11 protein-coding genes, 1 pseudogene and 1 riboswitch are annotated in these 11,544 nt (G+C 73.2%); of the genes and pseudogenes, 8 read left to right on the plus strand and 4 right to left on the minus strand.

Going from position 1 to position 11,544, the window contains the following annotated elements:
* Positions 1-959, minus strand: a 959-nt coding sequence (gene cofG, locus ACIWQI_RS13910) for a 7,8-didemethyl-8-hydroxy-5-deazariboflavin synthase CofG (protein WP_396658282.1), incomplete at its 3' end; no start/stop codon positions are given.
* Between the two features lie 106 nt (positions 960-1,065).
* Between cofG and ACIWQI_RS13915 the strand changes: the two genes are divergently transcribed.
* Positions 1,066-1,512, plus strand: coding sequence for a hypothetical protein (locus tag ACIWQI_RS13915; protein WP_396658283.1), 447 nt, complete (start codon positions 1,066-1,068; stop codon positions 1,510-1,512).
* 3 nt (positions 1,513-1,515) lie between these two features.
* Here ACIWQI_RS13915 and ACIWQI_RS13920 read toward each other — a convergent pair whose 3' ends face one another.
* Entirely contained in the window at positions 1,516-2,346 is an 831-nt protein-coding gene (locus tag ACIWQI_RS13920) for an ABC transporter permease (protein WP_396658284.1), read from the minus strand.
* The gene (locus ACIWQI_RS13925; RefSeq protein WP_396658286.1) at positions 2,343-4,052 is read right to left on the minus strand and encodes an ATP-binding cassette domain-containing protein; all 1,710 of its coding nucleotides are present in this window, start codon (positions 4,050-4,052) and stop codon (positions 2,343-2,345) included. Before ACIWQI_RS13925 ends, ACIWQI_RS13920 begins: the two co-directional genes overlap by 4 nt.
* Before the next feature lie 112 nt (positions 4,053-4,164).
* Here ACIWQI_RS13925 and ACIWQI_RS13930 point away from each other — a divergent pair, with 112 nt between their 5' ends.
* The 4 genes from ACIWQI_RS13930 to ACIWQI_RS13945 are packed head-to-tail and all read left to right on the plus strand — an operon-like array spanning position 4,165 to position 7,539.
* Complete coding sequence (locus ACIWQI_RS13930; RefSeq protein WP_396658287.1) at positions 4,165-5,259, plus strand: enoyl-CoA hydratase/isomerase family protein; 1,095 nt, start codon at positions 4,165-4,167, stop codon at positions 5,257-5,259.
* A 1-nt stretch (position 5,260) separates the two neighbouring features.
* Positions 5,261-6,088 carry an LssY C-terminal domain-containing protein gene (locus ACIWQI_RS13935; RefSeq protein ID WP_396658288.1) on the plus strand — a complete coding sequence of 276 codons (828 nt, stop codon included), beginning with the start codon at positions 5,261-5,263 and terminating at the stop codon, positions 6,086-6,088.
* Complete coding sequence (locus tag ACIWQI_RS13940; protein ID WP_396658290.1) at positions 6,085-6,597, plus strand: hypothetical protein; 513 nt, start codon at positions 6,085-6,087, stop codon at positions 6,595-6,597. Before ACIWQI_RS13935 ends, ACIWQI_RS13940 begins: the two co-directional genes overlap by 4 nt.
* Before the next feature lie 6 nt (positions 6,598-6,603).
* Entirely contained in the window at positions 6,604-7,539 is a 936-nt protein-coding gene (locus ACIWQI_RS13945; protein WP_396658291.1) for a J domain-containing protein, read from the plus strand.
* A gap of 34 nt (positions 7,540-7,573) precedes the next feature.
* On the opposite strand, the gene ACIWQI_RS13950 is transcribed toward ACIWQI_RS13945, so the two are convergent.
* Positions 7,574-9,097, minus strand: a complete 1,524-nt coding sequence (locus ACIWQI_RS13950; protein WP_396658292.1) for a D-alanyl-D-alanine carboxypeptidase family protein — start codon at positions 9,095-9,097, stop codon at positions 7,574-7,576.
* Positions 9,098-9,134: 37 nt separating this feature from the next.
* Positions 9,135-9,244: riboswitch (TPP riboswitch) on the plus strand.
* Between ACIWQI_RS13950 and ACIWQI_RS13955 the strand changes: the two genes are divergently transcribed.
* From ACIWQI_RS13955 to ACIWQI_RS13965, 3 genes and pseudogenes are all read left to right on the plus strand, one after another.
* Positions 9,236-9,862, plus strand: coding sequence for an ECF transporter S component (locus tag ACIWQI_RS13955; RefSeq protein WP_396658293.1), 627 nt, complete (start codon positions 9,236-9,238; stop codon positions 9,860-9,862). It overlaps the preceding riboswitch by 9 nt.
* Positions 9,863-9,881: 19 nt before the next feature.
* On the plus strand, positions 9,882-11,324 hold the full coding sequence (locus tag ACIWQI_RS13960) for an ABC transporter ATP-binding protein (RefSeq protein WP_396658295.1): 1,443 nt from the start codon (positions 9,882-9,884) through the stop codon (positions 11,322-11,324).
* Positions 11,321-11,544: pseudogene (locus tag ACIWQI_RS13965) on the plus strand (energy-coupling factor transporter transmembrane protein EcfT); the annotation flags it as partial. The gene ACIWQI_RS13960 and the pseudogene ACIWQI_RS13965, both read left to right, overlap by 4 nt.

Below are 11,544 nucleotides of genomic sequence, written 5' to 3' on the forward strand. Positions count from 1 at the left end.
GGCGGCACCTGGATGCGCATGCGCGGCCCGAACACGAGCCGGGCGACGGCGACGGCGGCGATGTACTCGTGCAGCGCGGCGTCGGGCGCCCCGCGCATCGCCGTCTGCGGCTTGGCGCGGAAGTTCTGCACGATCACCTCCTGCACGTGGCCGTGGCGCTCGTGCGCGTCGCGGAGGGCGACGAGCGACTCGGCACGGTCGCGGAGGGTCTCGCCGATCCCCACAAGGATGCCGGTGGTGAACGGGATGCCGGCGCGCCCGGCGTCCTCGATCACCTGCAGGCGCACCGCAGGATCCTTGTCCGGCGAGCCGTAGTGCACCTGCCCCGGCTCCTCGAACAGACGCCGCGAGGTCGTCTCGAGCATCATCCCCATCGACGGGGCGACCGGTCGCAGAGCGGTGAGCTCATCGTGCGACATGACTCCGGGGTTGAGGTGCGCGAGCAGGCCGGTCTCCTCCGTGATGAGCCGCGCCATCGCGCCCACGTAGTCGAGCGTCGAGGCGTAGCCGTGCTCGTCGAGCCAGGTGCGCGCCTCGGGCCAGCGCTCCTCCGGCCGATCCCCCAGGGTCAGCAGCGCCTCCTTGCAGCCGAGGGCCTGTCCCTGCCGGGCGACGGCGAGCACCCGGTCGGGCGTCATGTACATCGATTCGCCCTTGCGTCGCAGCTGGCCCGGGGTGTCGACGAACACGCAGTAGTGGCACCGGTCGCGGCACAGCGTGGTCAGCGGCACGAAGACCTTGCGCGAGTAGGTGATGACCCCGGGGCGCCCCGCGAGACGCAGGCCTTCGTCGCGGGCCGCCGCCGCCAGCGTCAGCATCCGCTCGAACTCGACGCCCTGTGCCGTCAGCAGTGCGTGGGCGTCGCCGGCATCCAGTCGTTCGCCCGCCGCCGCGCGCGCGAGCGCCGCACCCGGCGTGCGCGCGCCGGGTCCTGCGGTGGTCGCATCGAGCAGGGTCACCCGTCCAGTCTGGCATCCGACCGTGCCGACCGGCCCGTCCGATCGTTGTCTGTCCGTAAGCATTCGCACCGGGCGGGAATCGGATGCCGCTGGCAGACTGGATGCCATGGTGACGCTGCTGCTGGATGCCACGCGCCTCGAGGTCGCGCTGTCGTTCAGCGAGCGCACCCTCGCATTCCACAAGCAGAATGTCTTCATCGAGCGCTCCAGCATCGTGAAGGTGCAGCTCACGGAGGACGCCTGGACCTGGCTGCGCGGCGTCCCCAGCCCCGGCACCTATCTTCCCGGCCTCATCGCCATGGGCACGTGGAAGTCGGCGAGCGGCAGCGACTTCGCCGTGATCCGGCGGGGGCGTCCGGCGGTCGTCATCGATCTCGAAGGCCACCCGGACTTCGGCCGCGTCGTGCTCACCACGTCGCACGGGGTGGCGCTGGTGCAGGCGCTGCGGCGGGGTGAGGTCGAGGAGGCGGCGGATGTCTCCGAGCTCGCCGAATCGCCTCCGCCCGCTGCCAAGCCGCGCAAGCGCCCGGCCGCGAAGCCCGCCACGGCGTGATCGTCAGCTGACGTCGCGACGCCAGCTGACGAAGTGCCCCAGGATCAGCAGCACGAGGGCGTAGCCGGCCAGGACGAGCCCGCCCACCCACCACTCGATGCCCGCGGTCACGTTCGGGTCGGAGCCCATCGTGCCGAAGATGCTGAATCCGACGAGGGCGTCGCTTGCCGCGCCGGGCAGGTAGTGTGTCACCTCACCCAGCCCGTCGACGAAGTTGCCGGCGATCCGCGCGATCGGCTCGACGAACTGCGTGAACGCCAGCACGATGACGATCGCCGCCACCTGGTTGCGCACGAGTGTGCCCACGCCCAGGCCCACGATCGTCCACAGGATCAGCGCGATCGCGATGCGCCCGAACATCGCCCACGTGTCGGACGAGCCGAGTGCCGTGTCGAGTCCGAACACCGCCAGGGCCGCGGCTCCGGGACCGACGGCCGAGATGAGCGCCAGGACCGCGAAGATCGCACCGAGGAGGATCGCGACCAGCACCTTGCCGGCAAGCACGATGCCCCGTCGGGGTGTGGCCAGGAACGTCGGCGTCAGCGTCTCATGGCGGAATTCGGCCGTCACCATGAGGGTCCCGATCAGCAGCGGGAACACGTAGCCGAGCGAGGCGGCCAGGCTGTACGTGATGCCCGCCACCGCCGCGCCGTCGACGCCCGTCATCCCCGTTCCCGCGTCGCTGAGGTTGCCGCTCGCGGTCGCGGCCAGGATGAAGCCGAGGCCGCCCGCGCTGCTGCCGACGTACACGACCAGCACGAGCGCGAGGATCCACCACCCGGCGGTGGTGAAGGTCTTGGTGACCTCGGAGCGGGTCGCAGCTGCCAGGCTCATCGCAGCTCACCTCCCTCGGGCTCGTCGTCGGATGCGCCGGGCGCATCGCCGGCCTCTGCCTCGGGTTCGGTTTCGGGTTCGGGTTCGGGTTCGGGAGGATCGGATGCCTCCGGCTCGCCGGTCTGCTCGTCGCCGGTGTCGAACGATGAGAAGAACCTGTCGGCCTCGATGTCCGCCTCGGTGCGGTCATCCGCGGCCTGTTCGTCAAGCCCGTCGTCGGCCGGCTCTTCGCCCTCGATTGCCTCGTCGAGGATCGGCTGCCCGTCGGCGTCCTCTGCGGAGTCCTCGGCGGCGTGCTCCTCCCCGGCGTGCTCCTCGGCGGCGTGCTCCTCGTCCGCGTGCGCGGCGGCCGGCATCGCCCACACCCGGTCGGCGGGCTCGCCGGCGGCATCCTCGCCGGGCACCGGCTCCGACTCTGCGTCAGCCTCCGGCTCGGGCTCGGCGGCCGCCTCCTGCTCGGGTGCCGGCTCCGGCTCGCCGGCCGGCTCCGGCTCGACGTCTCCCGCCGCCTCGGCGGCTTCGGCAGCGGAGATCACTTCGATGACGCCGGTGCTCGCCACCGCGAAGCCGGCCGCCTCGCGCGGCGCGGCGTCGTCCTCGGCGGCCGCGCCCTCCAGAGCTTCGCCCGCGGCCGCCTCGCCCGCGGCCGCCTCGCCCGCAGCGGCATCCGGCGCAGCGGCATCCGCCTCCGCGACCTCCGTCGCCGCTTCGTCGACCACGGGCTCCTCCGCGACGGCGACTGCCGGCGCCGCCTCCGCGGCATCCTGCTCGGGAGCGGTCGTGCCGCCCAGCCCGGCGGCGCTCGCGTGCACGCGGACACCGCTGACGAGGTCGAGGAAGACCTCCTCCAGTCCCGGACCGCGCCGCTGCAGAGTCGACAGGGCGACCCCGGCGGCGGCCGCCGCCTGGCCCACCTGCGCGGTGTCAACGCCGCGCACGGTCAGACCCGAGCGCAGCACCTCGAAGTCGATGCCGGCGGACCGCAGCGCCTGCGAGAGCGCTGCGCGGTCCGGCGCGTCGACCACCGTGGCGTACTCCGCCGGATCGACGAGCTCCGGCAGCCCGCCCTGGAACACGAGCCGGCCCTGCGAGATGACCAGCAGCGCGTCGACGGTCTGCTGCACCTCGGCGAGCAGGTGCGAGGAGACGAGCACCGTGCGGCCCTGCCGGGCGAGCTGGCGCAGCAGGCCGCGCATCCATTTGATGCCCTCGGGGTCGAGGCCGTTCGCCGGCTCGTCGAGCACGAGCACCCCCGGGTCGCCCAGCAGTGCGTAGGCGAGGCCGAGCCGTTGCCGCATCCCGAGCGAGAAGCCGCCCACCTTGCGGCCCGCGACCTCGGCGAGGCCGACGGTCGCGAGCGTCTCGTCGACCCGCGACGACGCGATGCCGGCCGCCTGCGCGTACACCTTCAGGTGGTTGGCCGCCGTGCGGCCGGGGTGGAAGCTGGATGCCTCGAGCACGGCGCCGACCGTCTGCAGCGGCCGCTTCAGCCCGGCATAGGGCACGCCACCGATCGTCGCCGTGCCCTCGGTGGCGCCGACCAGCCCCAGCAGGATGCGCAGCGAGGTCGTCTTGCCCGCGCCGTTGGGGCCGAGGAAGCCGGTCACCACGCCGGGCTCGATCCGGGCCGAGAAGTCCGAGACGGCGGTCACGGCGCCGAAGCGCTTGGTGACCCGGGAGAACTCCAGCACCTGTCCTTCGGGCATGCCGAACCTCTCGTCGTCGGACCAGTTCCCCTTATCTTTGCCGATAATGCGGGCGGGAGACCACAGCGCCCCCGGCGCGGCTTCGCCCGGTCTCGCAGGTACGGTTGCTCTCATGGCGCAATCACGGATCCTGGCACGGGTGCACCGCGGCGTCGGCCACCTCACACTCAATCGGCCCGAGGCGCTCAACGCCCTCGACCTCGGCATGATCCGCGACCTCACGACCGCGCTCGAGGGCTGGCGCGACGACCCCGAGGTCCGGGTGATCCTGCTCGACGGCGCGGGGGAGCGCGGCCTGTGCGCCGGCGGTGACGTGCGCACGCTGTACGACCACATCGTGGCGGGCCGTCCCGAGGACACCGGCGTGTTCTTCCGCGAGGAGTACGCCCTGAACGCCCTCATCGCCGAGTACCCGAAGCCCTTCGTGGCGATCGCCGACGGCATCACCATGGGCGGCGGCATCGGGCTGGCCGGGCACGCATCCATCCGGGTGGTCACCGAGCGCTCGCGGCTCGCGATGCCCGAGACGCGGATCGGCTTCGCGCCGGATGTCGGCGGCACCTGGCTGCTCGCGCACGCCCCCGGGCGCCTCGGCGAGCACCTCGGCCTCACCGGCACGACGATGGACGCCGCCGACGCGATCGCCGCCGGCTTCGCCGACCTCGTCGTCCCGTCGGATCGGGTCGCCGACCTCCTCTCCCTCGTCGTCGAACGAGCACACGCCGAGGACGCGCCCGCCGAGGACACGGCATCGCGCGCGGTCTCGGTGCTGCGCGCCCTCATCGAGGAGCGGCTGGGGGTGGCGCCCGGGCCCTCGAAGCTCGAGGCGGCACGCCCCTGGATCGACGAGGCCTTCGCCGCCGACACCGTCGCCGAGATCGTGACGCGCCTGCGCGCACGACCCGAGCCGGAGGCGCAGACGACCGCAGACACGCTCGAGAGCCTGTCTCCCACCGGCCTCGCGGTCACCCTTGCGGCCGTCCGCGGCGCCCGCGAGCTGCCCGACCTGCGTGCGGCCCTCGCCCAGGAGTACTCGATCGTGATGTGGTTCGCCACGAGTCAGCCCGACCTCGTCGAGGGCATCCGGGCCCAGCTCGTCGACAAGGATCGCCGTCCCCGATGGAATCCGCCGGCGATCTCCGCCGTGAAGCCGGAGGTCGCGGCATCCGCCCTCATGCACCGGCCGTCCGTCCCACTCTGGAGCTGACATGGAGACCACCGCCTCGACAGGCCGCCGCCGGCGCTGGTCGATCGGCGTGGCCCTGGACTGGTTCTTCTTCGTCTTCGCGGGCCTCGCCGCCATCTGGCTCGCGTATCTGAGCTTCACCGAGACCTTCACGCTCGGCTGGTGGGGGATCATCGCGGCGATCCTCTTCTGGGCGCTGCTGGCGTATCTCGTGCTGCCCCGGCTGCACCGCATCCTCACCACGATCTACGTGCCCGACTACTTCATCGGCCGCGCGCGCACGAGCGACGGACTGCTCGGCGACCCCGTGAATCTCGCCTTCCGCGGCACCGGCGAGCAGATCGAAGCAGCCCTGCGGGCCGCCGGATGGACGCGCGCCGACGACGTGACCCTCGCCTCGTCGTGGCGCATCATCACGTCCACCCTCACGCGCCGCAGCTACACCGAGGCGCCGGTGAGCCCCCTGTTCCTCTTCGGGCGGAAGCAGGATTTCGCCTATCAGCAGGAGGTCGACGGCAACCCCGCCCAGCGCCATCACGTGCGCTTCTGGCGCTGTCCGGACGGCTGGCTGCTGCCGGGCGGGACCCAGGTCGACTGGCTCGCCGCCGGCACCTTCGACACCAGCGTCGGCCTGTCGCTGTTCACCCTGCAGATCACCCACCGGATCGATGCCGACACCGACGTGGAGCGCGATCACATCGTGCGCACGGTGATGGATGCCGATCCCGGCGTGACCCTGTCGGTCATCGAGGACTTCTCCACCGGCTATCACGCCCGAAACGGCGGCGGGGACTCGATCCGCACCGACGGCGACCTGCCGATCGTCGATGTGCGGGGGGTGACCGCGTGACCGAGCCCCAGAAGCGCCCCGCGTTCGAGCCGCCCCAGCGGCTGCTTCGCCCGATCAGCGCCGACCCGGACATGAAGCGCCCGGCCTCCACGGTGGCCGGCACGCTGCTGGTCCTGCTTCGGCTCATCGCCGGTGCCGTCCTCCTCATCGAGGTCGCCGTGCATTGGTCGAATGATCCAGGGAGCCTCTCCCCTGCGCTGGCCGACCTCGACATCGACCCGCAGATCGCCTCCGCGGGCCTGGCGACCCTCATCGTCGCCGGGGGGATCGTCCTGCTGATCGATGCGATGCTCGCCGTGCTGATCTTCCGCGGGCTCAACTGGCCGCGTGTGGTCGTGATGACCTTCTCGGCGCTGTCGATCTCGACCGTGTTCACCGCCTGGTGGGTGCAGGGCCAGGAGGTCACCCTCCGGACCAGCCTGCTCTCGCTCGCCCTCGACATCCTCGTCCTGCTCGCGCTTTCCAGCCGCAGCGCGGCCGCCTACGCGCGCCGACGGGAACGGGCGTAGGGACGCATGTTCGACAGCCCTCTGTCCGCCTCGGCGTACGAGATCCTCGGCGTGGCCGCCACCGTCGACCACGAGGAGCTGCGGCGCGCCTACCGCCTGCGCCTGCGGGAGACGCACCCCGACACCGGCGGCGACGCGGCGGTGTTCATCCTCGTGCAGCGTGCGTGGGAGCTCGTCGGCTCCCCGGAGTCGCGGGCCGCGTACGACCGCGGGCACGGCTTCTCGCGCGGGGGCATGTCGACGCCGTCGGCGGAGGACCTCGCCGGCTGGCGCCCCGCGCGGCCGCCGCGAGACTCGCGGCCCCGCGCGCGCTCCTACGGCCACCCCGGGGGCTGGCGTCGTGAGCGGTACCTCGTGCTGATCCGGGAGTGGGCGGGGCGGGGCGTGGAGGTGCCCGACCCGTACGATCCCGCGCTCGTGCGCACGGCGCCGCGCGAGCTGCGCCGCATGCTCGCCGACGCGCTCGCCGAGGAGGCGACCGCGCGCACGATCGCCGAGATGGGCATGGGCTTCACGGTCTGGCACGACGTCGCCATCGACCGCGACCCCGAGGACAAGCTCGACCACGTCGTACTGAGTCCGTCCGGGCTGTACGGCCTCATGTCCGAGGACTACGGGGGCCCGGTCGGGTTCCGCCGCGGTGAGATCACCGGGAACGGCGTGGGGCGCTCGGCGCCGGTGACGGCGCTGCTGGCGCGCATGCGCGTGCTGGCCCGCGCCGCCCGGGTGCGCTTCGGGGGCGCGGTCGTCGTGCTCCCGGACGACGATCTCGCGCAGGCGGTGACGCCTCTGGGCGCCATCCGCGGCGTCCCGGTCGTGGTTGCGCGGCGCGGTGCGCTGGCGATGGTGCTGCGTCAGGGCGTTCCCGGCGCCCGTGACATCGGCGGCAACGAGCTCTTCGACATCCGCACCCGCCTGCAGCACACGGTGCGGTTCGTCTGACGGCATCCGGTGGCCGGCCGCCCGGTACGTCCGGTCAGCCGCCCAGACCGAACAGCTCGACCGGGTGCGTGAGGCGCCACCACGGGCTCGGCCCCTCGACATCGTCGGCGAGCAGGAGGTCGACGGTCTCCGAGTCGAGCGGGCCGGTCACGGTGAGCGTGCCCACGACGTCGCCCTTCTCCGCCCGGTCGCCCAGGTCGAGGGTGATGGTCGCCGCCGGGGTCGAGCCGTTCCACAGCACCACGGAGGCATCGGCGGCGACCACCACGTCCACGGACTCGCCCCATGCCGTCGTGACGCGCCCGGCGGTCGTGCCCGCGGTGACCGCCGGCACCAGCTGCACCTCGGACTCCAGCTGGGCGAACAGGTCGCGGGTCGCCGCGAAGCGCGTCTTGGCGTTGGGCTGGTCCAGGACGGCGGCGAAGAGCCGCACCGGGGCATCGCCGACGGTGATGTCCTTCGCCGCCAGCAGCGTGTACTTGTCGAGCGTCCCGGTCTTCAGCCCCACCACGCCGGGATCCGCCAGCAGCGCGTTGGTGTTCTCCACGGTGCCCGCGCCCGGCAGCTTCACCGACGGGGTCGCCACGATCTCGGCGATGACGGGGTTCGCCAGGGCGCGCTCGGCGAGCGGCGCCAGCGCTGCCGGATCGGCGGTGTTGCCGGGGTCGAATCCGCTCGGGTCGACGACCCTGATGCCGGTCAGCCCGTGCCGGGTGAGGTAGCGCTGGGCGGCCGCGGCGAACACCGCGTCGGTGGGCCACAGCCCGGCCGCGAGACGGTCGGCGTAGTTGTTCGCCGAGCCGATCAGCATCCCCTGGAGCATCTGGTACTCGCTCAGCGTCCCCCCCACGGGGACGTTCAGGGCCGACTGCCCGTCGGCGAGGTAGCCGTAGTACTCGGAGCGATCGCGGAAGGTGAAGGCATAGTCGGGGCCCTGCTCGCCGAGCTTCAGCGGCAGCTCCTCGAGCACGAGCAGCGCCGTCACGAGCTTGGTGATGCTCGCCATCGGCGCCGCCTCGGACGTCGACGCCACGGGAGCGCCGATGCCCTGCACGGCCACCGCCGCGCTGCCGCTGCCCGGCCATTCCGGTGCCGCCGGTGCCGCGGCGGCCGGCTGCACCTGCACCGGACCCAGCTCGGGCGTGACGGCGTGGAGGGGCCACAGCAGCGCGGCGACCGCATAGACGGCGACCACGAGGAGGACGAGTGCGACCGGCAGCACCGTCGCCGGGCGCACCGCCGACGGCAGGCGCCGCCCCTCCAGCAGGTCGATCGCCGCGGGCTCGGCCGCACCGGAGACAATCATGCCCGAAGCCGCATATGTACCGCGGGCGACCGCGCGCTCGTCCACCCAGGCCAGCGCGGTGCGCGCGGGGGGCTGGGTCAGCGCGTCGCGGGCCGTGCTGCTGACGGCTGCGGCCGGTGCGGCGTCCGTGGCCGCGGCCGTCGTGGCGACACCCGTCTCACCCGATGCGACGACGCCGGTCTCGCCCGTCGGCGCGCGCAGAGAGCGTCGCGTCGGCGGCGCGGGTTCGGTCCTGGCGTCGTCGATTGCCACGCGCCTACGGTACATCGTGCATCGCGGATATAATCGACACGTCAAACACGGGAGTCCGGTGTGCCGGGCTGAGAGGAAGCGAACACGCTTCGACCGTCGAACCTGATCCGGATCATGCCGGCGCAGGGAGGAGAGAGAATGCACGTATCCACGTCCGCATCCACCGAGAGCCGGGCATCCGTCCGCCGCCTCCGCTGGCGCGTCGTCGACATCGTCGTCGCCAGCGTCATCGCGGTCGCCTGCGGCTTCCTGTTCTACGCCTGGAACATCGGCTACGAGGCGCCCGGCGCCGTGCTCAAGCCGCTGCTGCCGGGTCTGCAGGGACTGCTGGCGGGCCCGTGGCTGATCGCCGGGGTCATCGGGGGCCTGGTCATCCGCAAGCCCGGCGCAGCGCTGTACACCGAGCTGGTGGCGGCGACGGTCTCGGCGCTGATCGGAAACCAGTGGGGTCCGCTGACCATGGTCTCCGGCATCACGCAGGGCCTGGGCGCCGAGCTGGTGTTCCTGGTGTTCCTGTACGGCGTGTGGCGGCTGCCGGTCGCGATCCTCGCCGGCGCCGGGGCCGGCCTCGCGTGCGGCATCACCGACCGGGTGCTCTGGTATCCCGGGGCCGACACACTGTTCACCGCGGTGTACATCGCGTCCACCACGATCTCGGGGCTTGCGATCGCCGGCGTCGGCGGCTGGTACCTCGTGCGGGGCCTTGCCGCAACCGGGGCGCTCAGCCGATTCGCGGCGGGTCGCGACGTGTCGCGTCGCGTCTGACGTGCCCGATGCTGCCGCGGTGACGCGGCCGGCGCAGCTGGAGGCCCGCGGCTGGGGCTGGCGCTACGCGACCCGCCACGGATGGGCGGTGCGCGACGTCGACCTGCGCATCGAGCCCGGCCAGCGCGTCCTGCTGCTGGGGGCATCGGGCTCGGGCAAGTCGACGCTCCTGCACGGCCTCGCGGGCGTCCTGGGCGGAGCCGACGAGGGCGAGCAGGAGGGCGAGCTGCTGCTCGACGGGGCGCCGGCGGCGTCCACGCGCGGACGCGCCGGGCTCGTCCTGCAGGATCCGGACAGCCAGGCGATTCTGGCCCGGGTGGGCGACGACGTCGCGTTCGGGTGCGAGAACCTCGGCGTCCCGCGTGCGCAGATCTGGTCGCGGGTGCGAGCGGCGCTGGATGCCGTGGGACTCGACGTGCCGCTCGACCGGGCCACCTCGGCCCTGTCGGGCGGGCAGAAGCAGCGCCTCGCCCTGGCCGGGGTGCTGGCGATGCGGCCGGGGGCGCTGCTCCTGGACGAGCCGACCGCGAACCTCGATCCGGCCGGCGTGACGGAGGTGCGGGATGCCGTCGCGCGGGCGACCTCGGCGACGGGGGCGACCCTCGTCGTCGTCGAGCACCGGCTCGACGCGTGGCTGCCGGTGGTCGACCGCGTGGTCGTGCTGGGGGACGGAGGCGTGCTGGCGGACGGCCCGGCCGAGGCGGTGCTGTCGGCGCGGGGCGCCGAGCTGGCAGCCGCCGGCGTCTGGGTGCCGGGCATCCCGCCCCCCTTCCCGCCGCCCCCGTCGGCGCCGCCGGGTGCGACCCTTCTGCGCGGTGCGGGCCTTGTGGTGGCACGGCGCCCCGGCGAACCGGTCGCCGGACCGCTCGAGGCCGAGGTGCGCGCGTCCGAGGTGCTCGGCATCGTCGGGCGCAACGGGTCGGGCAAATCGACCCTCGGCCTCACGCTCGCCGGGCTGCTGCCGCCCGACGCGGGGCGGGTCGAGGCATCCCCTTCGCTCTCGGCCGGACTCGCGGGCGACCCTATCTCCTGGCCGGCGCGGGCCCTGCTCACCCGCATCGGCACGGTGTTCCAGGAGCCCGAGCATCAGCTTCTGGCCACGACGGTGCGCGGCGAGCTGGAGGTCGGACCGAGGGCGCTGGGCCTGGATGCCGGCGAGATCGGCGCCCGCGTCGACGAGCTGCTGGAGCGGCTGCGCCTGGCGCGCCTGGCCGAGGCGAACCCGTTCACGCTGTCGGGCGGCGAGAAGCGCCGGTTGACGGTCGCGGCGATGCTCGCCACCAGTCCGCAGGTGATGGTGCTCGACGAGCCGACGTTCGGGCAGGATGCCGCCACCTGGGCGCAGCTGGTGGCGATCATCGCGTCGCTTCGGGACGAGGGCGCGGCCGTGGTGGCGATCAGCCATGACGAGCAGGTGCTCACCGCGCTGCACGCGCGCCGCCTTCTGCTGGGGGAGCCGTGACGCCGGTCGGCCGGGGGGTCGTGGCCCGCCTCAACCCGGTCGCGAAGCTCGGCGCCTCCCTGCTGATCGCCGTGCCGCTCGTGTTCACGATCGATCCGGTGTCGGCGGCGATCGCGCTCGTGCTGGAGCTGCCGCTGCTGCTGGCGGCCGGGCTCACCCCGCGGCAGTTCTGGCTGCGCACCCTGCCGGTGTGGATCGCCGCGCCGCTGGCGGGCGTGAC

The sequence above is a fragment of the Microbacterium sp. genome, from assembly GCF_044508325.1.
Lineage (GTDB): Bacteria > Actinomycetota > Actinomycetes > Actinomycetales > Microbacteriaceae > Microbacterium.